Annotated in this window: 23 protein-coding genes and 1 tRNA gene; 16 read left to right on the forward strand and 8 right to left on the reverse strand. The window is 70.7% G+C overall.

Annotated elements, in window-relative coordinates:
• Positions 1-13 precede the first annotated feature (13 nt).
• On the reverse strand, positions 14-1,396 hold the full coding sequence (locus tag OG883_RS30800; protein WP_266547574.1) for an FAD-binding oxidoreductase: 1,383 nt from the start codon (positions 1,394-1,396) through the stop codon (positions 14-16).
• Between the two features lie 388 nt (positions 1,397-1,784).
• Here OG883_RS30800 and OG883_RS30805 point away from each other — a divergent pair, with 388 nt between their 5' ends.
• Entirely contained in the window at positions 1,785-2,918 is a 1,134-nt protein-coding gene (locus OG883_RS30805; RefSeq protein ID WP_266547576.1) for a sulfite oxidase, read from the forward strand.
• A gap of 347 nt (positions 2,919-3,265) precedes the next feature.
• Here OG883_RS30805 and OG883_RS30810 read toward each other — a convergent pair whose 3' ends face one another.
• The 4 genes from OG883_RS30810 to OG883_RS30825 all read right to left on the reverse strand — a co-directional run bounded on the left by OG883_RS30810 (position 3,266) and on the right by OG883_RS30825 (position 7,358).
• The gene (locus tag OG883_RS30810; RefSeq protein WP_266547579.1) at positions 3,266-3,874 is read right to left on the reverse strand and encodes a copper chaperone PCu(A)C; all 609 of its coding nucleotides are present in this window, start codon (positions 3,872-3,874) and stop codon (positions 3,266-3,268) included.
• Positions 3,855-6,173: a cation-translocating P-type ATPase gene (locus OG883_RS30815; RefSeq protein WP_266547582.1), complete on the reverse strand. Its 2,319-nt coding sequence runs from the start codon at positions 6,171-6,173 to the stop codon at positions 3,855-3,857. The genes OG883_RS30810 and OG883_RS30815 overlap by 20 nt, the downstream gene beginning before the upstream one ends.
• On the reverse strand, positions 6,170-6,382 hold the full coding sequence (locus tag OG883_RS30820) for a hypothetical protein (protein ID WP_266547585.1): 213 nt from the start codon (positions 6,380-6,382) through the stop codon (positions 6,170-6,172). The genes OG883_RS30815 and OG883_RS30820 overlap by 4 nt, the downstream gene beginning before the upstream one ends.
• A 247-nt stretch (positions 6,383-6,629) precedes the next feature.
• The gene (locus OG883_RS30825; RefSeq protein WP_266547587.1) at positions 6,630-7,358 is read right to left on the reverse strand and encodes a TetR/AcrR family transcriptional regulator; all 729 of its coding nucleotides are present in this window, start codon (positions 7,356-7,358) and stop codon (positions 6,630-6,632) included.
• A 90-nt stretch (positions 7,359-7,448) separates the two neighbouring features.
• Between OG883_RS30825 and OG883_RS30830 the strand changes: the two genes are divergently transcribed.
• From OG883_RS30830 to OG883_RS30845, 4 genes are all read left to right on the forward strand, one after another.
• Entirely contained in the window at positions 7,449-8,090 is a 642-nt protein-coding gene (locus OG883_RS30830; RefSeq protein WP_266547588.1) for an NADPH-dependent FMN reductase, read from the forward strand.
• A 20-nt stretch (positions 8,091-8,110) separates the two neighbouring features.
• The gene (locus OG883_RS30835) at positions 8,111-9,652 is read left to right on the forward strand and encodes an MDR family MFS transporter (RefSeq protein WP_266547590.1); all 1,542 of its coding nucleotides are present in this window, start codon (positions 8,111-8,113) and stop codon (positions 9,650-9,652) included.
• 61 nt (positions 9,653-9,713) lie between these two features.
• On the forward strand, positions 9,714-10,301 hold the full coding sequence (locus OG883_RS30840; protein ID WP_266547593.1) for an HhH-GPD-type base excision DNA repair protein: 588 nt from the start codon (positions 9,714-9,716) through the stop codon (positions 10,299-10,301).
• A 165-nt stretch (positions 10,302-10,466) separates the two neighbouring features.
• Positions 10,467-12,002, forward strand: a complete 1,536-nt coding sequence (locus tag OG883_RS30845; RefSeq protein WP_266549608.1) for a M28 family metallopeptidase — start codon at positions 10,467-10,469, stop codon at positions 12,000-12,002.
• Between the two features lie 396 nt (positions 12,003-12,398).
• Here OG883_RS30845 and OG883_RS30850 read toward each other — a convergent pair whose 3' ends face one another.
• Positions 12,399-14,048: a helicase HerA-like domain-containing protein gene (locus OG883_RS30850; RefSeq protein WP_266547595.1), complete on the reverse strand. Its 1,650-nt coding sequence runs from the start codon at positions 14,046-14,048 to the stop codon at positions 12,399-12,401.
• 96 nt (positions 14,049-14,144) lie between these two features.
• Here OG883_RS30850 and OG883_RS30855 point away from each other — a divergent pair, with 96 nt between their 5' ends.
• Both OG883_RS30855 and OG883_RS30860 read left to right on the forward strand, forming a co-directional pair.
• The gene (locus tag OG883_RS30855; RefSeq protein ID WP_003955420.1) at positions 14,145-14,441 is read left to right on the forward strand and encodes a type II toxin-antitoxin system VapB family antitoxin; all 297 of its coding nucleotides are present in this window, start codon (positions 14,145-14,147) and stop codon (positions 14,439-14,441) included.
• Between the two features lie 170 nt (positions 14,442-14,611).
• Positions 14,612-15,235, forward strand: coding sequence for a LytR C-terminal domain-containing protein (locus tag OG883_RS30860; RefSeq protein ID WP_266547597.1), 624 nt, complete (start codon positions 14,612-14,614; stop codon positions 15,233-15,235).
• A 61-nt stretch (positions 15,236-15,296) separates the two neighbouring features.
• Here OG883_RS30860 and upp read toward each other — a convergent pair whose 3' ends face one another.
• On the reverse strand, positions 15,297-15,932 hold the full coding sequence (upp, locus tag OG883_RS30865; protein ID WP_266547599.1) for a uracil phosphoribosyltransferase: 636 nt from the start codon (positions 15,930-15,932) through the stop codon (positions 15,297-15,299).
• A gap of 119 nt (positions 15,933-16,051) precedes the next feature.
• On the opposite strand from upp, the gene OG883_RS30870 reads away from it, so the two are divergent.
• From OG883_RS30870 to OG883_RS30910, 9 genes are all read left to right on the forward strand, one after another.
• Positions 16,052-16,234: a hypothetical protein gene (locus OG883_RS30870; RefSeq protein ID WP_266547602.1), complete on the forward strand. Its 183-nt coding sequence runs from the start codon at positions 16,052-16,054 to the stop codon at positions 16,232-16,234.
• A gap of 153 nt (positions 16,235-16,387) precedes the next feature.
• Positions 16,388-16,927 carry a hypothetical protein gene (locus tag OG883_RS30875; RefSeq protein WP_266547605.1) on the forward strand — a complete coding sequence of 180 codons (540 nt, stop codon included), beginning with the start codon at positions 16,388-16,390 and terminating at the stop codon, positions 16,925-16,927.
• A 110-nt stretch (positions 16,928-17,037) separates the two neighbouring features.
• Positions 17,038-17,466 (forward strand): tRNA adenosine(34) deaminase TadA, encoded by a 429-nt coding sequence (gene tadA, locus OG883_RS30880; RefSeq protein ID WP_266547608.1) that lies wholly within the window; start codon positions 17,038-17,040, stop codon positions 17,464-17,466.
• A gap of 60 nt (positions 17,467-17,526) precedes the next feature.
• Positions 17,527-17,611 (forward strand) — tRNA-Ser (locus OG883_RS30885).
• 385 nt (positions 17,612-17,996) lie between these two features.
• Entirely contained in the window at positions 17,997-18,161 is a 165-nt protein-coding gene (locus OG883_RS30890) for a hypothetical protein (protein WP_266547611.1), read from the forward strand.
• Positions 18,162-18,169: 8 nt separating this feature from the next.
• A complete protein-coding gene (locus OG883_RS30895) occupies positions 18,170-18,463 on the forward strand; it encodes a Dabb family protein (RefSeq protein ID WP_266547615.1) in 294 nt (97 codons plus the stop codon).
• A gap of 186 nt (positions 18,464-18,649) precedes the next feature.
• The gene (locus OG883_RS30900) at positions 18,650-19,492 is read left to right on the forward strand and encodes an RNA polymerase sigma factor SigF (RefSeq protein WP_266547618.1); all 843 of its coding nucleotides are present in this window, start codon (positions 18,650-18,652) and stop codon (positions 19,490-19,492) included.
• Between the two features lie 234 nt (positions 19,493-19,726).
• Entirely contained in the window at positions 19,727-20,590 is an 864-nt protein-coding gene (locus OG883_RS30905; RefSeq protein WP_266547621.1) for an RNA polymerase sigma factor SigF, read from the forward strand.
• 50 nt (positions 20,591-20,640) lie between these two features.
• Positions 20,641-21,441 (forward strand): hypothetical protein, encoded by an 801-nt coding sequence (locus OG883_RS30910; protein ID WP_266547623.1) that lies wholly within the window; start codon positions 20,641-20,643, stop codon positions 21,439-21,441.
• A gap of 52 nt (positions 21,442-21,493) precedes the next feature.
• On the opposite strand, the gene OG883_RS30915 is transcribed toward OG883_RS30910, so the two are convergent.
• Positions 21,494-21,712 (reverse strand): hypothetical protein, encoded by a 219-nt coding sequence (locus tag OG883_RS30915; protein ID WP_266547625.1) that lies wholly within the window; start codon positions 21,710-21,712, stop codon positions 21,494-21,496.
• Between the last annotated feature and the right edge of the window lie 149 nt (positions 21,713-21,861).

Here is a 21,861-nt window from a genome sequence, read left to right on the forward strand (position 1 = left end):
GCCCCCGGCGTCACTACTGCGGGGCGGGCTCGATGTTCTGGTTGGCGTGGAACAGGTTGTACGGGTCGTAGGTCCGCTTGATGTCCGCGAGCTGGTCGTAGCGGTCGCGGTAGGTGGCCCTGACCCGTTCCTGGCCCTCGCCCGCACCGATGAAGTTCACGTACGCGCCGCCCATGGAGTACGGGTGCAGCTCCTCCCAGTAGTCGGCGCACCACTGCCTGATGGTCTCGGCGTTGTCCGGATCGGGGTCGATGCCGGCGATGACACCGGACCAGACGGCGTCCCGGTAGGCCCAGGCGGTGGCGTCCGGGTCGACGCGGCCGGCGGCCCCGTCGACCGGGTAGAGGTGCATGGTCGACAGGGCGGTGGGGAGGCTCTCGCCGTACTTCAGGTGTACGTCGATGGCTTCGTCCGTGATCCGGTCGAAGAAGTGCCCGCGCCAGTACCACTGCAGGCCGGTGGGGATCAGCTCGTCGAACATGGTCTGCAGCGCGGGGTAGGGCATCGGCGTGGTGAAGTGGAAGGAGGGCGGGCCGGGCTCGTTCACGACCGTGAGGGTCTCCTCGAGGCGGGCCAGGTCCCCTGTCCAGCACCAGATGACGCCGCACATCTTCTGCCCGTGGATCTCCTCCGGGAACGGCGGGCCGGGAGGTATGGCAAGCAGTGCGAAGAACCCGTTCAGATCGTCGGGCGCCTGCGGCAGGAAGTCGCGGTACCACCGCAGCACCTCGCGGGTGCTGTCGACCGGCCACACGCTGATCGCGACGCCCACGGTGTGCACCGGGTGCTGCCTCAGGCTGAACGAGGTGACGATGCCGAAGTTGCCGCCGCCGCCGCGCAGCGCCCAGAACAGGTCCGGGTGCTCGGTCTCGCTCGCCGTGACGAAGCTGCCGTCGGCCAGTACCACGTCCGCGGCCAGCAGGTTGTCGACCGTCAGACCGTACTTGCGGGTGAGGTGGCCGTGCCCGCCGCCGAGGGTGAGGCCCCCGACGCCCGTGGTGGACATGATGCCGGCGGGGGTGGCCAGGCCGAAGGCGTGGGTGGCGTGGTCGAGGTCGCGGAGCAGGCTGCCGCCGCCGACCCGGGCGGTCTTCGCGACGGGGTCGACGCGCGTCCAGCGCATCGGCGACAGGTCGAGGGTGACGCCGTCGTCCACCAGGCACAGGCCGGGGCCGCTGTGTCCGCCGCCCTGGACGGCGAGTTCGAGACCGTGGTCGCGGACGAAATCGACCGCGTTCATGACGTCGGCCACGTCCGCGCACCGCACGATGGCAGCCGGGCGCCGGTCGATCATTGCGTTGTAGATCTTGCAGGCCCTGGTGTATTCCGCGTCCTGTGGTCCGATGACGGGGCCGCGCAGCGCTGCCCGCATCGCTTCCAGAATGGTGCCGTCCATGGCGACCTCTCCTCGACGGGGTGCGGACCGCAACGGGGCGGGTGCAAACCCCAACCCGCCATGGCTTTCGGCCGTTCCGGCCGCAACATCCATTGCCCCGTAGTCGCGGTACTCGCCGTCGGCAGGGGGCTGCGCCCGGAGCCGTCGCGAAGCCCGGGCTCTCTCAGGCGTACGAGAACTCCGCTCGGCGGCTCGCCCTGGGGGCACTTTCAGGTCGCCGCGCTCGATCGCACGCCGCAGGGCTGACATGTCCAGCGTCCCGCCGGTCGGCGACCCGCGCAATTCCGCGTTCCGAGGGCGTCACAGACCTCGCGCCGAGAGCCACCCGCGCCGTGAGGTGCCCGCGCCGTGAGGTGCCCGCGCCGGGCGCGGGGAGCACCATGAAGTCATGGACGGCGGCATCGGTGACCGACACATCGGTGACATCAGCACGCCGGGGCGCCTCGCGGAGTCCGGCGAGGGAATCAGCCTGGAGGAACTGGCGCTCGCAACCCGTAACCACGGGCTGCCGCTGGAGGCTCTGCGCTACGACCTCACCCCGGCCGGCCTCCACTACGTACTCGTCCACTACGACATCCCCGCCGCCGACGCCGCCACCTGGGAGCTCACCGTGCGCGGCCGCGTGCGCACCCCGCTGACCCTGGGCATGCGGACGCTGACGTCCTACCCCGCCGCCACCCAGCGCGTGACGATGGAGTGCGCGGGCAACGGCCGGGCGCGTCTCACGCCACGACCGGTGAGCCAGCCCTGGCTGGTCGAAGCGGTCGGAACCGCCGAGTGGACCGGAGTGCCCCTGCGTACGCTGCTGGCCGACGCCGGGGTGGCGGCGGATGCCGTCGAGGCGGTCTTCACCGGAGCCGACCATGGCGTCGAGCGCGGCGTCGAGCAGGACTACCAGCGCAGTCTGCCGTTGCCGGTCGCCACGGGCGGCGATCCTGAGGTGCTGGTGGCGTACGCGATGAACGGCCGCCCCCTGCCCCCGCAGCACGGCCATCCCCTGCGGCTGGTCGTTCCCGGGTGGTACGGCATGGCGCAGGTGAAGTGGCTGCGCGACATCTCCCTCACCGACAGCCCGTTCACCGGCTTCCAGCAGGCGGTGGCGTACCGCTGCCGGCAGAGCGCCGACGACCCGGGCGAGCCGGTCACCCGGATCGCGCCACGGGCCCTGATGATCCCGCCCGGGTTCCCCGACTTCATGTCCCGGGCCCGTGTCGTACGCCCCGGCCGGGTGCGGCTGGAGGGCCGGGCGTGGTCCGGCCACGCCCCGGTGACCCGGGTGCGGATGAGCACCGACGGCGGCCGTTCCTGGAGCGAGGCGGAGCTCGCTGCGCCGGACGGACACGGCTGGGCCTGGCGGCGCTGGCAGGCATCGTGGACCGCCACGCCCGGCAGTCATGTGCTCAGCGTCCGCGCCGAGGACGCCGAGGGCCACACCCAGCCGCTGGACCAGCCGTGGAACCGCGGCGGCTTCGCCAACAACCTCGTCCAGCGGATCTCCGTGCTGTGCCTGCGGGACGGCTGATGCGGCTTCTCGCCGGTGCGGGGGCCGTCCGCACAGCCGCCGCGCGCAGGAGCCCGGGGATCCGCACGTCGGTGCAGCGCCTTGACGATGCGGGCCTGCTTCCCGGGGCCGGGCTCGTGCGGCGCGCCGCGCAGTACGGCACGGAGTGCGGCTTCGCTCAACTCGCGGTCCACAGCAGGCACTTCGGGGACGACGACGCACAGCGTCCGGGCGGAGAACCGGTGATCGTGCCAGTCCGCCTCGGCGGGATGCGTGACGGCGAGCTCTTCGATCGCAGGTCGGAGCGTACGAGCCGCCGGATCGCACGCGCACTCGGATTCCCCGTCGGCCGGCGGGGCCCGCCGGGGTCAGGAGCCGGGCAGCACGACCACCGCGAGGGCGGTCACCGTGGTGCCGTCCCGGAACCGCAGCAGGAACTCCACCTTCTCGCCGAGCTTCAGCTCGGGCGGGTCCTGGACCATCACATCCGCCACCGCCGGGGACATCTTCACGTCGCTGCCGGCGGGGACTTTCAGCGCGGGCACCGCCTTCATCCGGCCCGCACCGTCGACCACCACATCGCGGGCCAGCATGGTGGTCGTGCCGAGCACCGGGGCCTCCACCGAGACGAGGGTGGCGTCGGTGCCGCCGGTGTTGCGCAGATCGAGGTAGGCCACCGTGTCCCTGGCCGCGAGGGGCTGGACGATCCGGGCGCGGGTGACGGTGATCTCCGCCGGGGGCGCGCCCGCCGAACCGCTCTTCACATAGGCCACGAGCAGGGCAAGCGTCACGGCGCAGGCCCCTACGGGCACCAGTACGGCGGCAGCCATCGCCGCGTTCCTTGTCTCGCGCAGCCCGGACTCCGCGGACTGGTCGCCGGAGTCGGCCACGTTCCCGGACTCGGCCGGATCCCCGGAGTCACCCGGGCCTTCGGCGGTACCAGGGGGACCGGCGGGGTCAGCGGAGGCTGAGGTCATCGGAACCCTTCCAGGAGCCGGTGGCGGGACGGCCGGACCCCAGGCCGTGGCCCAGGGTCCGGGTGCGCGGCCCGGCAGCCGCCCGGTCGGCGCGCAGCCGCAGGCTGTTGCCGACGACGAGCACCGAGCTGGCGGACATGGCCAGCGCCGCGAACATCGGGTTCAGCCAGCCGGTAGCGGCCAGCGGCACGGTGACGGCGTTGTATCCGAACGCCCAGACGAGGTTGGCCCGGATCGTGGTGAGCGTGCGGCGGGTGAGCAGTACGGCAGCGACGACGGCCGCCATGTCCTCCCGTACGAGCGTGATGTCGGCCGCCCCGATCGCCGCGTCCGTACCGCTGCCCATGGCGATTCCGAGGTCGGCCGCGGCAAGGGCGGCCGCGTCGTTCACGCCATCGCCGATGACCGCGACCCGCCGCCCCTCGGCGCGCAGGGCGGCGACCAGTTCCGACTTGCCCTGCGGAGTGACGCCCGCGTGCACGGCGGTGATGCTCAGCTCACGGGCCACCGCCTGCGCCGCGGCCGGCCCGTCACCGGTCACCAGGATCGGCTCGATGCCCAGGCGTTTCAGCTTGGTCACCGCCGCCCCGCTGGAGGGCCGCAGGGTGTCCCCGACGGCCAGCAGGGCTACGGGGGCGGAGTCGAGTTCCACGACGACGGCCGTGTGCGCGGCCCGTTCGGCGCGCAGCAGCGCGCCGTGCAGGGCATCCGGGAGGGGGACGCCGGCCCGGGGGCTGCGTACGGAGACCTGCTGTCCCGCCACCCGGCCGTGCACCCCCTCGCCGTGCACCGCCCGGAAGTCCGTCACCTCGGGCAGCGCACCACCGCCCGTCCCCTGCCGCGCGGCGGCCACCACCGCCCGGCCGATGGGGTGTTCGGAGCCGTACTCCACCGCGCCCGCCAGCCGGAGCACGGTGGCGACGTCCGGGCCCTCGGGTGTCACGGCGGTCCCCACCAGGGTCATACGGCCGGTGGTGAGGGTGCCCGTCTTGTCGAAGACCGCCGTGTCGACGCGGCGCAGCCGCTCCAGTGCCCCGGGATCCTTGATGAGTACGCCGAGCTGCGCGCCCCGGCCGGTGGCGGCGAGGAACGCGGTGGGCGTCGCCAGTCCGAGCGCGCACGGGCAGGCCACGACCAGGACGGCGACCGCCGCCGTGACGGCCGACTCCGCCTCGGCACCGGCGCCGAGCCAGAAGCCGAGCACACAGGCCGCCACGGTCACGATGGCCGGGACGAACACCCCCGCGACGGAGTCGGCGAGCCGCTGGATGCGCGCCTTGCCCGCCTGGGCATCCGTCACCAGCTTGGTGATGCGGGCCAGTTGGGTGTCCGCTCCGACGGCGGTGGCGCGGACGACGAGCAGCCCGCCGGAGTTGACGGCGGCACCCACCACGGGGAAGCCGGGGCCCACCTCCACCGGCGTCGACTCGCCGGTGACCAGCGAGAGATCCAGCGCGGAGCTGCCCTCGGTCACCACCCCGTCCGTGGCGACCTTCTCGCCCGGCCGGACCATGAACTCCTGGCCGGTGCGCAGCGCGGAGACCGGGATGCGTGTCCCCCGGCCGTCGTTGCCCTTCACCTCGACGTCCTTCGCGCCGAGTTCGGCCAGCGCCCGCAGCGCGGATCCGGTGCCGTGCTTGGCGCGCGCCTCCAGGTAGCGGCCGGTGAGCACGAACAGCGGCACGCCGACCGCGGCCTCCAGATAGAGATGCGCGGCGCCGCCCTCCGCGCTGGGCAGCCAGCTGAACGGCATGCGCATGCCCGGCTCGCCCGCGCCGCCGAAGTACAGGGCGTACACGGACCAGAGGTAGGACGCGGCGACGCCGAGGGAGACGAGGGTGTCCATGGTGGCCGTGGCGTGCCGCAGGCCCGCGAGCGCCCGCGCGTGGAAGGGCTGCGAGCTCCAGATGACGACGGGGGTGGCAAGGGTGAAGCAGAGCCACTGCCAGTAGTCGAACTGCAGGGCGGGGACCATGGACAGCACGAGGACCGGCACCGCCAGGAACGCGGTGACCAGCAGCCGGTCGCGGTCCACGTCCCGTTCGTCGTCCGTCTCCGTCTGCGGCGCCCGCTCGGGCGGCGGGGGCAACTCGGCGGTGTAGCCCGCCCGTTCCACCGTGGAGATCAGCACGTCGGTGCTCACCTCGGGCGGATGGGCGATCCTGGCCAGCCCGGTCGCCAGGTTGACGGTGGCGCTCACCCCGTCGACCCGGTTCAGCTTCTTCTCCACCCGGGCCACGCACGCGGCACAGGTCATACCGCCGATCAGCAGGTCCGTCACCGGCACCCCCGCCGTCATCGGCTCTCCCGCATCCCGTGCATGCCCGGCATGCCGCCCGGCCCGCCCGGATCCCCGTCGCCGGGGCCCGCCGGGTCCTCGACGCGGTGCAGCCCCGGCGCCACCGGACCGACGGCGCGCCCCACCCCGTACGAGACGGCCGTCAGCGCGAGCACCAGGAGCACGAACCCGACCAGAGCCGGGGGGACGGGTATCCCTGAAGTCCTCATACCTCCATACCGTACGGGGGTATAGGGGCGCCGCGCACCCCTACACGCTGTGAGAAAGACCGGCACCCCCGCCGGGAACCCCCAGGGGCTGCGGTGCGACTGCAGGCCCGTCGTACGACGTCCAGCCCAAGGCGCCCCGGCGGCAAGGGGGTTGAACGCTCCACCGGGCGTCCGGCTGCCCTCGAGAACCGGGTCCGAAGGACCGCAGGAGCGCCGGGACCTCGGGAGCCGCCCGGACGCCGTCCGGTCAGATGCCCAGCCGTGCGGCGATCCCGTCGAGGACGGCCTCGAGACCGTTGTCGAACTGCCACTGCGGGTCGTCCTTGCGGCCCGCCTCGGTCAGATAGCGCTGGAAGTGCGGGTAACGGCCGGTGCCCATCAGCCAGATCATCTGCGGAGCCATCCCCAGGCGCGCATCGTCCCCGCCGCCCCAGCCCTCGCCCTCCAGCAGTTGCAGCCAGGCGACCTCGGCGTGGGCAGTGCCGTACGCGTACGCCCCGACCGTGCGGAACACCGACATCGCCGTGTCGGCGTCGAGCCCCAGTCCGTCGAGGGCGGTCAGCGCCCGCTCGGCCACTGCCATCCGGTTGGGGGTCAGCGCGAGCACCGACTGCGGCGAGGAGAGCCGGCCCAGCCAGGGGTGCCTCAGCATCAGGGCGCGGGTGCCCAGAGCCAGGGCACGCATGGCCTCGCGCCAGCCGGTGACGTTCTCGGGGAACTCCAGCTCGCCGTAGACCTGGTCGATCATCAGCTGCAGCAGATCCTCCTTGCCCGAGACATAGCGGTACGCCGCCATGGGCGCGACACCGAGGCCGGAGGCGAGCCGCCGCATGGTGACGGCCTCGAGGCCCTCCGCGTCCGCGAGGGCGACCGCTGCGACCGCGAGCCGCTGGGGCGACAGCGCGGTGCGGGGGGTGGGCGCGGGGCGGGCCAGCCGCTCCCACAAGGACTCGGCGCCCTTCTTCTGCGTCGTCATGCGTACATCGTATCCCCAGTGGACAACGTACACACCGCTGTGTACGTTGTATTTACTTCGGATACGACGTACACAACGAGGGGGATCCCCATGCCCGACACCCGTCACTCCGCCGACTGTGCCGACTCCGCTCATTCCGCCCACTCCGCGCGGCCGCTCCGCATCGCGGTCATCGCCGGCAGCACCCGGGACGGGCGCTTCGGCCCGGTGGTGGCCGGGTGGACCCTCGGTCACATCCAGCAGCGCGAGGACATGAGCGCCGACCTCGTCGACCTGGTGGAGACCCCGCTGCCCACCGTGTTCCCGGCCTTCGGGCAGCCGCCGGCCGCCGGCACCGAGGAGCTGCTCGCCGCCGTGTCACCGCGGCTGGCCGAGGCCGACGCGTTCGTCGTCGTCACCCCCGAGTACAACCACAGCTTCCCGGCCTCGCTGAAGAACGCCATCGACTGGCACAACAAGGAGTGGCACGCCAAGCCGGTCGGCTTCGTCTCGTACGGCGGAATCTCGGGCGGCCTGCGGGCGGTCGAACAACTCCGGCTGGTGTTCGCCGAGTTGAACGCCACCACGATCCGCGAAACCGTCTGCTTCCCGGGCGGCTGGGCGAAGTTCGACACGGACGGCGCGGCGACCGACCCGGCGAGCGACGCCGCGGCCAAGACGATGCTCGACCAGCTGGCCTGGTGGGCACACGCGCTGCGTGACGCCAAGGCTGTCCGTCCCTACGCCGCCTGACGGCAAGGGAGAACACTCCGATGGACACCACGAGCGGCCTCAGCCGCCTCGGCGCCTTCGGGCTCCTGCTGGGCATGTTCCTGGCCATGCTCGACGGCCTGATCGTCGGCACCGCGCTGCCCACGATCGTGGGCGACCTCGGCGGCCTCAACCAGCTCTCCTGGGTGGTGACGGCGTACCTCCTCGCCACCGCGGCGACCACCCCCATCTGGGGAAAGTTCGGCGATCTGTACGGCCGCAAGGGCACGTTCATGGCCGCAATCGTGATCTTCCTGGCCGGCTCCGTACTCGCCGGACTGGCGCAGTCCATGGGCCAGCTCATCGCGTTCCGCGCCGTGCAGGGCTTCGGCGCCGGCGGGCTGATGGTCGGCGCGCTCTCGATCATCGGCGTGCTGGTGTCGCCGCGGGAGAGCGGAAAGCTCCAGTCGATGATCGGCGCGATCATGCCGGTCGCCTTCATCGGCGGACCGCTCCTCGGCGGCTTTCTCACCGACCGTCTCGACTGGCGCTGGACGTTCTATGTCAACGTCCCCGTCGGGGCCATCGCCCTGCTGATCGTCGCGCTGAGGATCAAGGTGCCGACCCGGCGGATCAAGGCCCGTATCGACTACCTCGGCGCCGGCCTGCTGACCGTCTCCATCGTCGCCCTGACCCTGCTCGCCGGCTGGGCCGGCACCCACTACGCCTGGACCTCTCCGCAGATCCTCGCCCTGGCCGCGGTCGGCGTCCTCGCGGCAGCCGCCTTCATCCGCGTCGAGCGGCGGGCCGAGGAGCCGGTCATCCCGCCCCGGCTCTTCCGCGACGGCAACTTCGCTCTCGCCCAGCTGCTGGCCCTCCTGGCCGGTGCGGTCATGCTCGGCGTGAGCAACTTCCTTCCGCTGTACATGCAGTTCGTTCGGGGCATGTCGCCGACGGCGAGCGGGATGCTGCTGCTGCCGCTGATGTTCGGCATGCTCGGCGCCCAGCTGACAACCGGTCACCTGATCAGCCGAAACGGCCGCTACCGCAGCTATCCGATCCTCGGCGGCGCCGCGCTGACCCTGGGCTCCCTGGTCCTGCTGCTGCTCGACGTCCGTACCGCCACCGCCCTGGCCTCCGGGCTGACCCTGGTGATCGGGATCGGCATGGGCCTGCTGATGCAGAGCACCATGATTCTCACGATGAACAGCGCCGACCCCCGCGACATGGGCGCGGCAAGCGGCACCGTCACCCTGGTGCGCACCATCGGCGGCTCGCTCGGCATCGCCCTGCTGGGCGCGGCCTATACGGGCCGGATGGAGGCCGGTCTCGCCGGACAGCTCGGCCCGGAGGCCGCGCACCGGATGGCCACCGGGGGCGGCGGTCTGACTCCGGCCCTCGTCGACGCGCTGCCGCCGCCCCTCCGCGAAGCCTTCCGTGCGGCCGTCACCGGCGGACTGCACGCCGTTCTGATCGCCTCCGCGGTGATCGCGGTGCTCGCCTTCGCCGCGTCCTGGTTCGTACGGGAGGTCCCCCTGCGCACCCGGGCGGAAGCCGAACCACAGCCCGCACCCGTCCCTCCCGTCACACGGTCGGCCGCCTGAACCGTCGCCGGGCGGTGGCGGTTCGCTGGCGGTGCGCCTGCCCCGGGGTGATCATCGGGGAATGATCACCCCGATTCATCTCGCCCAGCAGCCCGAGGCCGACGAACTGCTCGGCCGCAGTCCGCTCGCCGCCCTCGTCGGCATGCTGCTCGACCAGCAGGTCCCCATGGAGTGGGCCTTCTCCGGCCCGTACACCGTCGCGCAGCGCATGGGCAGCGACGATCTCGACGCTGCCCGGATCGCCGCGTACGACCCCGACGCCTTCGCCGAGGTGCTCAAGGAGAAGCCTGCCGTCCACCGCTATCCGGGGTCCATGGCCAAGCGGATCCAGCAGCTGTGCCAGTACCTGGTCGACGAGTACGACGGTGACGCGAGCGCCGTCTGGCGGGATGTGGCCACCGGTGCGGAGCTGCTGGCGCGGCTGAAGGCACTGCCCGGCTTCGGCGAGCAGAAGGCGCAGATCTTCCTGGCGCTGCTGGGCAAGCAGTTCGGCGTACAGCCGGCGGGCTGGCGAGAGGCCGCCGGCGCGTACGGCGAGAAGGGCTCCTATCGCTCCGCGGCCGACATCACCGGGCCCGAGACGCTGGCCAAGGTGCGGGAGTACAAGCAGGAGATGAAACGAGCCGCGAAGGCCGCGAAAAAGACCTGATCAGCGGCGTGTTGAAGCGGACGGTGGGATTCACCGTGTCAATGCGATGAATTGCGCAGTGACTTCCGGCACAACTGTTCAAAAAACCTTCAGAGATCGCTAGCTTCCCCTCAACCCTCGTCCTCACCGGGAAGGACCTCTGTGAACGCATCCCATCGCAGAGCCGTGGCCACCCTGGCCGCAGCCGCACTCGCGACCCCGCTCCTGCTGGCATCTGCCTCCCCCTCCGTCGCGCACCGCCAAGACCCCGCCAAGCAGGCGGCGAAGGACGCGTCGAAGCTGGCCAGGCAGCTGGTCGAGAAGTCGTCCGCCAAGGACGCCTTCAAGCACCTGAAGAAGTTCCAGCAGATCGCGGACACCACCGGCGGCCACCGCGCCGCCGGTACGCTCGGGCACGACGCCTCCGCGGCGTACGTGTACCAGCAGCTGAAGAAGTACGGCTATGACGTGTCGTACGAGCAGTTCGAGTTCGTCTACACCGAGACACAGGCCGAGAAGCTCGCGGTGGTCTCCCCCGCGCCACGGGACATCAAGATCGCGGCCATGACGTACACCAAGTCCACTCCGGTGGGCGGCATCAAGGCCGACCTGGCCGCCGTGCCGGTGGACGACACCAGCGGCTGCGAGCCGGCCGACTACGCCTCCGGCACCTTCACCGGCAAGGTCGCGCTGATCAAGCGCGGCGGCTGCACCTTCGGTGCGAAGCAGGCGGCCGCGGCAGGCGCGGGCGCGACGGGCGCGATCATCTACAACAACACCGAGGGCGCGCTCGGCGGCACGCTGGGCGACCCGGCCACCGGCAAGATCCCGACCGGTGGAATCACCAAGGCCGAGGGCGAGCAGCTCGTCGCCGACCTCGCCAAGGGCGCGGTGAACATCTCCTTCGAGATTCGCCAGCTCCAGCAGAAGCGCGTCACCAACAACGTCATCGCGGAGACCCGCGGCGGCAACGCGGCCAACACCGTGATGCTCGGCTCGCACCTCGACTCGGTCACCGCGGGCCCCGGCATCAACGACAACGGCTCCGGCTCGGCCGGTCTGCTCGAGGTCGCCGAGGAGCTCGCCAAGAAGGAGAAGCGGCCGCCCAACAAGGTCCGCTTCGCCTGGTGGTCGGCGGAGGAGAACGGTCTGCTCGGCTCGGAGGCGTACGTCGCCAACCTGAGCGAGCTGGGCAAGAAGGAGATCAAGCTCTACCTGAACTTCGACATGATCGCCTCGCCGAACTACGGGCTGTTCGTCTACGACGGCGACAACTCCGACGGCGTGGGCTCGGGCCCCGGCCCGGCGGGCTCGGCCCAGCTGGAGCGCGACATCAACGAGTTCCTCGACAAGCGGCGCACCCCGCACGAGGGCACGGACTTCACCGGACGCTCCGACTACGGGCCGTTCATCGAGGTCGGCATCCCCTCCGGCGGTACGTTCACCGGCGCGGAGGGCGTCAAGACCGAGGCCCAGGCGAAGAAGTTCGGCGGCACGGCGGGCGTCGCGTACGACCCGAACTACCACGCGGCCGGCGACAACCTGAGCAACATCAACATGAAGGCGTTCGCCGTGAACATCGGCGTCATCGCCAACGCCGTGGGCACCTACGCCCACGACCTGAGCTCGCTGCGCAAGCCGGTCGTGACGGTCCCCACGGACGGCGACGCGGGCAGCGGCGGCGGCCTGCACGACGGCCACGACCACGAGGTGACCGAGTAACACCCACGTCCCACCCGCCCGCGGAGCCCCAACGGTCCGCGGGCGGCGGGCGGGCGGGCCCCGCGAAGAGCCCTGCGGTGCAGGTGATTCCGCCCCGCCAACCACCCGAGCCGTCTCGCGCCAGGCGTTCGGCCCACCCCGCCCGCGGGGTGGCGAAGAAAACCCGCCCCCGGTCGGTCAGCAGGCCCCCGCACCTCCGTGCGGAGCAGGCGCTACAGCCCGCCGGCGGACCACACCGCACGCACCTCGAAGCGGTCGCACCACGAGCCCCGCGTGGGATCCCGTCGTCCTCTGCGCCACTCCGTGGCAGGGGTTGACGGTGGGGCCGCCGGACACCACTCGGTCGTACGCGCCGCGAAGCAGGCCCACCACCAGGCCCGGCGGACCCCGCCCCCGCTACCGCCGGCGGCTGGCCGTGCCGAAGATCGAGCGGGAGATTTCGCGGCCCAGCTGCGTCCCCACCGACCGTGCCAGCGACTTGAAGATGCCGCTGCCCATCACCTGCCCGACCAGCGACTCGTCCTCCTTGGGCGCGGCCTTCGACGCCTTCGAGGCCTTGGCCTCGTGCGCCGCCTCGTGCACCGCCTCCTTCGCCCGGTCCGCCTCCACCGCCGCCTGTACCGCCGCCGCCTCCGCCCGCTGCTGCTCGGCGGTCAGCTTCTCGTACGCCGACTCCCGGTCGACCGCCTCCGCATAGCGCGAGTACAGCGGCGAAGCCTTCACCATCCGGTCCAGCGAGCCCGCGTCGATCGGGCCCATCAGCGACTGCGGCGCCGCCAGCCGCGTCACCGCGACCGGCGTCGGCGCACCCTTGTCGCTCAGCACGGTGATCACCGCCTCGCCCGTGCCGAGCTGCGTGAGCACCTCCTCCAGGTCGTACGGCGAGTTCGGGAAGGTCTTCACCGTCGCCTTGAGCGCCTTGGCGTCGTCGGGCGTGAAGGCACGCAGCGCGTGCTGCACCCGGTTGCCGAGCTGCGCCAGCACATCCGTCGGCACGTCCTTCGGCGTCTGGGTGACGAAGAAGATGCCGACCCCTTTCGAGCGAATCAGCCGTACGGTCTGCGTGATCGACTCCAGGAACGCCTTGGTCGCCCCGTTGAAGAGCAGATGCGCTTCGTCGAAGAAGAAGACCAGCTTGGGCTGCTCCACATCGCCGACCTCGGGAAGGTCGTTGAAGAGATCCGCGAGCAGCCACATCAGGAAGGTCGAGAAGAGCTGCGGCTTGTCCCGCACGGCGGGCAGTTCCAGTACGGAGACGAGCCCCCGCCCGTCCGGCGCCGTACGCAGCAGCTCACCGGTGTCGAACTCCGGCTCCCCGAAGAAGCCGCCCGCCCCCTGCTGCTCGAAGGCGGTGATCGACCGCAGGATCACCCCGGCGGTGGCCGTGGAGAGCCCACCGAGCCGCCTGAGCTCCGCCTTCCCGGAGTCCGAGACGAGGAAGGCGACCACGGCCCGCAGATCCTTCAGATCCACCAGCTCCAGCCCCTTGGAGTCGGCGTAGTGGAAGATCAGCCCGAGCGACTGCTCCTGCGTCTGGTTGAGCTGGAGCACCTTGGAGAGCAGGACGGGTCCGAAGCTGGTGACCGTCGCGCGCAGCGGAATGCCGGGGCCGATGCCGCCGAGTCCGTAGAACTCGCAGGGGAAACCCTTGCCCTCCCACTCCTGCCCGACCTGACCGGCACGCTCCCGGACCTTCTCGCCCGCCTCGCCGGGGGCCGAGATGCCGGAGACATCGCCCTTGATGTCGGCGAGGAAGACGGGCACACCGTTGGCGGAGAGCTGTTCGGCGATCAGCTGGAGCGTCTTGGTCTTCCCGGTGCCGGTGGCCCCGGCGACCAGCCCGTGCCGGTTGAGCATGGACAGGGGGATACGGATCTGGGCGTCGGCGTAGCACTGGCCGTCCCAGAGCAGGGCGCCCAGGTCGAGCGCGGCGCCGGTGAGGGCGTATCCGGCGGCGATCTCCAGCGCGGGCTGCGGCAGTGCGGGCGCCGAGGAGACGGTCTCGGGGGCCACGGAGGCGGCCGACGCCTGTTCGCTCTCGCTCATGAGGGTCCCCTGTTTCCTGGTATGCGCAATTTTGCCCAGGATCGCACTGCGCCGCCGTGGCTGCGCCCGGAGCCTCTTGCCCGGTAGGCTTTCCGTGTGATCTTCAAGCGCATCGGTAACGGGCGGCCGTATCCCGACCATGGCCGGGAAAGCACCCGGCAGTGGGCGGATGTTGCGCCGCGCCCGGTCCGCCTCGATCAGCTCGTGACCACCAAGGGCCAGCTCGATCTCGAGACGCTGCTCGCGGAGGACTCCACGTTCTACGGCGACCTCTTCGCCCATGTCGTGAAGTGGCAGGGCGACCTCTACCTGGAGGACGGTCTGCACCGCGCCGTGCGCGCCGCGCTCCAGCAGCGTCAGGTGCTGCACGCCCGCGTTCTCGAGCTGGGCTGAGGCCACCGGCGCGGGCCGGCGACGGCTCGTCGAGGCGGCTTCCGTGACGGGCCGCCCCGCCCCCGGCGACAGGGCGTCAACTGACCCTTTCGGACCCTTTACGGACCGTACGGACGCAATCTATTGATCATCTAGTAGGCATCCGCACCGGGCCGCACTACGCTGCGCCCATGAGCATGCTGACTCCCCCCGGCATGGGTGGAAAGTACCGCATCACGGGCGACAAGTACCCGCGCATGCGACGCCCTCGCAACCGCCGCAGAAGCGTATCGGCCGCCCTGGCCGCGGTGGTCGCCCTCGCCCTCGCCGGCTGGGGAACACTGCAGCTCATCGACGTCTTCGCCGGCGACGGCAAGAAGACCTCGACGGCGGGCCGCAAGGGGGAGTGCAAACCCGCCCCCAAGGCTTCCGTGGCCCCCCTGCCACCCAGGCCCCGTCAGATCACGGTGAACGTCTACAACGCGACCCCGCGCAGCGGCCTCGCCAAGGCGGCGGCCGACGAGCTGAAGAAACGCGGCTTCGCCATCGGCAAGGTGGGCAACGCCCCGGCCGCGTACGACAAGAAGGTCGCGGGCACCGGAATACTGCTGGGCGCGCCCGAGGCGAACGAAGGCGCCTTCCGGGTACTCGCCACCCAGCTCAGGGGCACCCAGCTGAAGAACGACACCCGCGACACGGCGGACGTCGACCTGATCCTCGGCACGGCCTTCAAGAACCTGGCCGCAAAGAAGAACGCCGACGCGGCCCTGGCCGTCATGGCCGAGCCCGCACCGGCGTCCGCGGGAAAGTGCTGATCCCCCGCCCCCCGAGGCCGAGGCACACGGTCCTCAGGGCGTCCGGGGAGCGGTGCACCGACTAGTCCACCGTGCCGTACATGCGGTCGCCCGCGTCGCCGAGGCCCGGCACGATGTAGCCGTGCTCGTTGAGCCGCTCGTCGACCGAGGCGGTGACCACGGTGACCGGCGTGCCCGCCAGCTCGCGCTCCATCACCTCGACGCCCTCGGGCGCCGCGAGCAGCACGACCGCGGTCACATCGTCCGCGCCGCGCTTGATGAGCTCCCGGATCGCCGCGACCAGGGTGCCGCCGGTGGCCAGCATCGGGTCGAGGACGTACACCTGACGGCCGGAGAGGTCCTCCGGCATCCGGGTGGCATACGTCGACGCCTCCAGGGTCTCCTCGTTGCGGATCATCCCGAGGAAGCCCACCTCGGCGGTCGGCAGCAGCCGGACCATCCCGTCGAGCATGCCCAGGCCTGCCCGCAGGATCGGCACGACCAGCGGGCGCGGGTACGACAGCTTCACGCCCGTCGTCCCGGTCACCGGGGTCTGGATGTCGACCTGCTCGGTGCGCACGTCCCTGGTGGCCTCGTACGCGAGCAGAGTGACCAGCTCGTCGGCGAGACGCCGGAAGGTCGGGGAGTCGGTGCGCTTGTCGCGCAGCGTGGTGAGTTTGTGCGCCACCAGCGGGTGGTCGACGACATGGATCCGCATGCGCCCAACAGTAGCCCGGCTCGCATCAAGCCAGAATCCGGAGGGAAGGTGGTGGGGGTACCCCCAGGCCGCAAGGCCGAGGGGGAGTACGGACTCAGCCGTGGGGTGGTGTGTGGCCGATGCCGGAAACGGAGCCGGAGCGTGACGAGGAAATCGAGACAGAGGAGGAGCGCAGGAGGCGACGCGCCCACTTCCTCCGCGAACTCAAGGAAGCCAAGGCATTGCGCGACCGCGTCCAGCCACGACGGGCCCGAGCGGCCCGGATGCGCCAGCAGATGCGCATGCGGACCTTCCGCTGGTAGCCGGTCCTCGGGAGAATTGGTGGAGAACTGGTGGCCGACGCAACGGCGGAAGACCTCTCGCAACGGCCTGGTTTCTGCCACGATTCCGAGTGGGCGGGGCACAGAGCAAGCGCACCGCCGGTCGTCACACCTCTGATCAGTGGGAGAGTCACGGTGTACTTCGCCGCACTGCTCGCGCGCACTCAAGACGGGTGGGAAGCGAGCGACACAGAGCTCGACGATGTGGAGACCCTGTCGGATCTGACCGACCTGGCCCGCGAAGCCTCGGTGGACGAGGACACGGTGCTCGTCTTCATCGAGCAGGAGGACGCGTGGTTCGGCCTCGTCCGCGTGGAGGGCGAGGAAGACCCTCGTATCTACGTCTCGGACGCGGCCGCGGCCGCACGCTCCTCGTACGGGGAGATCCTCACCAAAGAACTGCTCGGCGGGGAGGACCCCGACCCGGCCGACGATCTGGACGCGCTGGACCTCGACGGCACGGAGGACGGGGAGCCGGACGAGGACGAAGAGGACGAAGCGGACGGCGAGTCCGGACCGGTCGGCGAGTTCGTGCCGGCGGGACCGGTCGGCGACCGCCAGATCCTCATGGACTTGGGCCTGTCGGAGAGGGAGCTGCTGGCACTGGACACGGACGCACTGCCGGAGATCGCGGACTCACTGGGCGCGGCCGACGTGCTGGAGGCCGTCCGCTAGTGACCGGCCCGGCGCACGATCCCGTACCACCCCTCCCGGTACCACCCGGATCCGTACCACCCCCGGCACCACCCCCGTCCGATCCCGTACGCACTCGGTGGGAGGGGCCGATGCGCCTCGCCCTGGACGAGGCGGAGCGCGCGGCGCTGTCCGGCGATGTGCCGGTCGGCGCTGTCGTGCTGGCCGGGGACGGCACGGTGCTCGCCGCCGGGCACAACGAGCGTGAGGCGACGGGCGACCCGACGGCGCACGCCGAGGTGCTGGCGATCCGCAGGGCCGCCGCGCGCCTCGGCGAGTGGCGGCTGACCGGCTGCACGCTCGTGGTCACGCTGGAGCCGTGCACGATGTGCGCGGGCGCGATCGTGCAGTCCCGGGTGGGCCGGGTGGTCTACGGCGCCCGGGACGAGAAGGCCGGCGCGGCCGGTTCGCTGTGGGACGTCCTGCGGGACCGGAGGCTGAACCACCGGCCCGAGGTCGTCCTCGGAGTACTGGAGCAGGAGTGCGCGGAACAGCTGACGGGCTTCTTCCGCGACCGGTGAGGGAACCCTCGTCGGATACCGATTTCAAAGCACGGCCCACCTTGGGCTAAGCTCTCTCCCGGTAGCGTGTCCGAGCGGCCGAAGGAGCTCGCCTCGAAAGCGAGTGTGGCGCAAGTCACCGAGGGTTCAAATCCCTCCGCTACCGCTGGCAGAACGAAAGGGCGGTCCCGATGGGGCCGCCCTTTCGCGATCTTCCGTCCGTCCGACCGGGCGAACCGGTAGCCCTCTGCCCACCGGGCCGCATCCGGACTGGTGGCCCCTCCCGGTCGCATGACTGCTCGTATGACTGCTCGTATGACTGTCAGCCGTGTGTGCCGAAGCCGTATGCGTACAGATTCGGCGCTCCGTCTCGGATTCCGCCCCATTGGTACCGGGTCGTGCCTGAGCCCGCACCGTGAACGGAGATGAACTCGCCCGGAAGGCTTCGGATCACGCTCCGAGGGCCTCGATGGCCGGGTCCTCGGCTCCCGAGGGCTCGGTTAGACTCTCGCGACCGCATGCTCAGGAGACAGCAGGGGAGATAGGGGCTGATGGTACAAACGAAGAAGATCGCTCTGTACATCGTCGTCGTCTTCGTGCTGTACACGATCATCACGTCCCCCAAAGAGGCCGCCGACCTGGTCGAGATAGGCTTCGAAGGCATTTCGACGGCCGCGCAGAGCGTCGGAGAGTTCATGACCGAGCTCATCAAGTAGGAGTCCCCTTGATCCGCCATCTGGTCCTGTTCAAGCTGAATGAGGGCGTCGATCGCGACGAGCCGCGGGTGACCGCCGGCGTGAAGGCCTTCCAGGAGCTCGAGGGAGTCGTCCCGGAGCTGGAGTTCTGGGAGTGCGCCTGGAACATCACCGACCGGCCGATCGCCTATGACTTCGCCATCAACTCCGCGGTGGCCGACCAGGATGCGCTCAAGCGGTACCTCGAGCATCCGGCCCATCAGGCGGCCGCCGGAAAGTGGCGCGAGTTCGCCACGTGGGTGATCGCCGACTACGAGTTCTGACGTCCCGCACCCTCCCCGGGCCCCGGCCCCTCGCCACTGCGGCGGGGGGCTTTTTGCTGTTTACCCCAACTTGCCCTTCAACACGGTGTTATCGGGTGCTTGCACACAGTGCACATGTCTTGTGATGCTATGACCGCTTTTGACGGATGAGTTGACCGAAGTTGACCGCAAAGGGGTGGCGTGACCGTGCCGGCCAGTACTGCGCCTCAGGTGCCGCCCCAGAACGAGCGGCCGGACGACACCCCGGCCCCGGGGAGACCGCAGGGCAGGGGCGCGGACACCCGGGCACTGACCCAGGTGCTCTTCGGCGAGCTCAAGGGACTGGAGCCGGGCACCCCGGAACACTCCCGGGTGCGTGGGGCGCTGATCGAGGCAAATCTGCCGCTGGTGCGATACGCCGCGGCCCGGTTCCGCAGCCGCAACGAACCGATGGAGGACGTGGTCCAGGTCGGCACGATCGGGCTGATCAACGCGATCGACCGGTTCGACCCCGAGCGCGGGGTGCAGTTCCCGACCTTCGCGATGCCCACGGTGGTCGGTGAGATCAAGCGGTACTTCCGCGACAACGTAAGGACCGTGCATGTGCCGCGGCGGCTGCACGAACTGTGGGTCCAGGTCAACGGCGCCACCGAGGACCTGACGACGGCTCACGGCCGGTCCCCCACCACCGCCGAGATCGCCGAGCGGCTGAAGATCGGCGAGGACGAGGTACTGGCCTGCATCGAGGCGGGCCGCTCGTACCACGCGACATCCCTGGAAGCAGCCCAGGAGGGCGACGGGCTGCCGGGCCTGCTCGACCGGCTCGGCTACGAGGACCCGGCGCTGGCCGGTGTCGAGCACCGCGATCTCGTACGCCATCTCCTCGTACAACTGCCCGAGCGGGAACAGCGGATCCTGATGCTCCGGTACTACAACAATCTGACGCAGTCCCAGATCAGCCAGGAGCTCGGCGTCTCCCAGATGCATGTGTCAAGACTTCTGGCCAGAAGCTTCGCACGACTGCGATCCGCAAATAGGATCGAAGCGTAGCTGGAACGGGTAGACCGCCTCAGGGCCCTTACGGGCAGTCAGAAAGCCGCACACCCCCAGTCTCCTGCGGAGATTTGCCCGATACTTATCGACATGTCACTACAGCGTGTTGCCGACATGTGACATTCTGCTGGAACCGCGTTTGCCGCAGCTCCACCTCCGGTATTCAGGTGGAGGCTGCGTTCCTCAGATGGTCGTGGCCGCCGCGACCGTCCGCGACCTCAAGGGGGTGGCATGTCCGTAGAACAGGGCAGCTCGAAGGTGCTCACGCTCACGAAGAGCGCACCCGCACCTGTCGTACCTGACAGCTCGGAAGCCATCGACACCCGTACTCTGTCCCGCTCCCTGTTCCTGCGGCTCCGGGCACTGGACTCCGAGGGATCCGAGGGAACGGGCACCAGCCCGGAGCGCACCTATGTGCGCGACACCCTCATCGAGCTCAATCTGCCCCTGGTGCGGTACGCCGCGGCCCGGTTCCGCAGCCGCAACGAACCGATGGAGGACATCGTCCAGGTCGGCACGATCGGCCTGATCAAGGCGATCGACCGGTTCGACTGCGAACGGGGCGTGGAATTCCCGACGTTCGCGATGCCGACCGTCGTCGGCGAGATCAAGCGTTTCTTCCGCGACACCTCATGGTCGGTGCGAGTGCCGCGCCGGCTCCAGGAGCTGCGGCTCGCGCTCACCAAGGCCAGCGACGAGCTGGCCCAGAAGCTCGACCGCTCGCCGACCGTTCCCGAACTCGCCGCGGTGCTCGGGGTGTCGGAGGAGGACGTCGTCGACGGTCTGGCGGTGGGCAACGCCTACACCGCCTCCTCGCTCGACTCGCCCTCACCCGAGGACGACGGCGGCGAGGGCTCGCTCGCGGACCGGCTGGGGTACGAGGACACGGCCCTGGAGGGCGTCGAGTACCGCGAGTCGCTCAAGCCCCTGCTGGCCAAACTCCCGCCCAGGGAACGGCAGATCATCATGCTCCGCTTCTTCGCCAACATGACGCAGTCGCAGATCGGCGAGGAGGTCGGCATCTCGCAGATGCATGTCTCACGACTGCTGACCCGTACGCTCGCGCAGCTGCGGGAGGGCCTGATCGCCGACTGAACCGCAGCGGCGGGGTTCCTTATTGACGGTGCGTCAGACACACTATCGCGATGCGACGACGTCAGGGAGCAGTTCTCGCCGCGGTCGCGCTCTGCCTCGGCGGGGCGCTGACCGCGTGCGGAAGCGGCAGCGGCGGCGGCTATGTGGCGGTCGGCGCCGCCGGGTCCACGCCGGAGGAGGCACCCACGGCTGCCATGCCGCCGAAGGGGAAGGTCGTGCTGGTGCCGCTGGACGGCGGCCCGTCGGCCGGCCGCGGAGGCCCGGGGAAGCCACCGGAGACGTCGGGGAAGCCGGGCGATCCGGGCGATCCGGGCGATCCGGGCGATCCGCAGACGCCGGGAAGCACCGGTCTGCCTTCCGTACCCGGTGGCACCAGCGGTAGCGGTAGCGGTAGCGAGGGGACGAGCGGTACGGGAAGTCCTGGCGGCGGTACGGGCGGTACGGGCAGCCCCGGCGGAGACCCCGCCACCCCTGCCCAGCCCGGCACCACTCCGCCGAAGCCCACCCCCGCGCCCACTCCGGCACCCAGGCCCACGCCCCCGGGACCCGCCGCGCTCAGTCTCGGCGAGCCGGTCCGGTCGGCGCTCGACGAGCGCTGGTGCGAGAAGGTGACCGTGGAGTTCCGCAACACCGGCGGCTCACCGGTGGCCTCGGGCACCGTCACCTTCGCCACGCACATCATCGGCGCGCTCGGCATCGACTGGGCGACCGTCGAGTCGGCTCGGCCGCTGCCCGCGCCGATCGCCGCGGGAGCGGTCGAGAAGAAGGCGTACACCGTGTGTGTGGACGCCTGGCGGGTGCCGCTGGGCATGCATATCGAGACCCAGGACGTCACCGCCGCATGGAAGTGATCCGCGCGACCTGACCGGGCGAGCGATCCTGCCGAGCGGTCTGGCGAGCGATCTAGCGGAGGGCGAGCCAGGCCACCGCGCCGAGAATCGCGACGGCCGCGACGACACCGAGGATCAGTCCGACCCGCGAGCCCGACTGGGCGGCGGGAGTCGCCTGCCGGCCCTGCGGCGCGGCCTCGTCGACGAAGGCGCGGAACATCTGGGTGCTGCCCGCGGGGTCGTAGTTGCCCTCGGGGCCCTGACCTTGGGGAGCATGGGGGTTGTGTGCCATGGGGATGGACCCTAGCGAACCCGGGTCCCCCGCCCAACCCCGGGCAGCGGGCGAAGCCGTTCCCGAGCAGGCCGTGAACCGAGCCATGACCGGGCCGTGACCCGCATTGACCGGGCGCGGGGGAAGGCTTTGGGGTTCCTTTACCCCTC

This window comes from Streptomyces sp. NBC_01142, assembly GCF_026341125.1.
Classification (GTDB): Bacteria; Actinomycetota; Actinomycetes; order Streptomycetales; family Streptomycetaceae; genus Streptomyces.

Excerpts from the sequence above, each read along its gene's own strand:
- OG883_RS30805 (WP_266547576.1), top strand. The coding sequence starts at position 1,785 with ATGGACGGCGGCATCGGTGACCGACACATCGGTGACATCAGCACGCCG.
- OG883_RS30890 (WP_266547611.1), top strand. The coding sequence starts at position 17,997 with ATGGTACAAACGAAGAAGATCGCTCTGTACATCGTCGTCGTCTTCGTG.
- upp (WP_266547599.1), bottom strand. The coding sequence starts at position 15,932 with ATGCGGATCCATGTCGTCGACCACCCGCTGGTGGCGCACAAACTCACC.
- OG883_RS30820 (WP_266547585.1), bottom strand. The coding sequence starts at position 6,382 with ATGAGGACTTCAGGGATACCCGTCCCCCCGGCTCTGGTCGGGTTCGTG.
- OG883_RS30810 (WP_266547579.1), bottom strand. The coding sequence starts at position 3,874 with ATGACCTCAGCCTCCGCTGACCCCGCCGGTCCCCCTGGTACCGCCGAA.
- OG883_RS30825 (WP_266547587.1), bottom strand. The coding sequence starts at position 7,358 with ATGACGACGCAGAAGAAGGGCGCCGAGTCCTTGTGGGAGCGGCTGGCC.
- OG883_RS30860 (WP_266547597.1), top strand. The coding sequence starts at position 14,612 with ATGAGCATGCTGACTCCCCCCGGCATGGGTGGAAAGTACCGCATCACG.
- OG883_RS30800 (WP_266547574.1), bottom strand. The coding sequence starts at position 1,396 with ATGGACGGCACCATTCTGGAAGCGATGCGGGCAGCGCTGCGCGGCCCC.
- OG883_RS30910 (WP_266547623.1), top strand. The coding sequence starts at position 20,641 with ATGCGACGACGTCAGGGAGCAGTTCTCGCCGCGGTCGCGCTCTGCCTC.
- OG883_RS30850 (WP_266547595.1), bottom strand. The coding sequence starts at position 14,048 with ATGAGCGAGAGCGAACAGGCGTCGGCCGCCTCCGTGGCCCCCGAGACC.
- OG883_RS30905 (WP_266547621.1), top strand. The coding sequence starts at position 19,727 with ATGTCCGTAGAACAGGGCAGCTCGAAGGTGCTCACGCTCACGAAGAGC.
- OG883_RS30830 (WP_266547588.1), top strand. The coding sequence starts at position 7,449 with ATGCCCGACACCCGTCACTCCGCCGACTGTGCCGACTCCGCTCATTCC.
- tadA (WP_266547608.1), top strand. The coding sequence starts at position 17,038 with ATGCGCCTCGCCCTGGACGAGGCGGAGCGCGCGGCGCTGTCCGGCGAT.
- OG883_RS30870 (WP_266547602.1), top strand. The coding sequence starts at position 16,052 with ATGCCGGAAACGGAGCCGGAGCGTGACGAGGAAATCGAGACAGAGGAG.
- OG883_RS30915 (WP_266547625.1), bottom strand. The coding sequence starts at position 21,712 with ATGGCACACAACCCCCATGCTCCCCAAGGTCAGGGCCCCGAGGGCAAC.
- OG883_RS30815 (WP_266547582.1), bottom strand. The coding sequence starts at position 6,173 with ATGACGGCGGGGGTGCCGGTGACGGACCTGCTGATCGGCGGTATGACC.
- OG883_RS30840 (WP_266547593.1), top strand. The coding sequence starts at position 9,714 with ATGATCACCCCGATTCATCTCGCCCAGCAGCCCGAGGCCGACGAACTG.
- OG883_RS30835 (WP_266547590.1), top strand. The coding sequence starts at position 8,111 with ATGGACACCACGAGCGGCCTCAGCCGCCTCGGCGCCTTCGGGCTCCTG.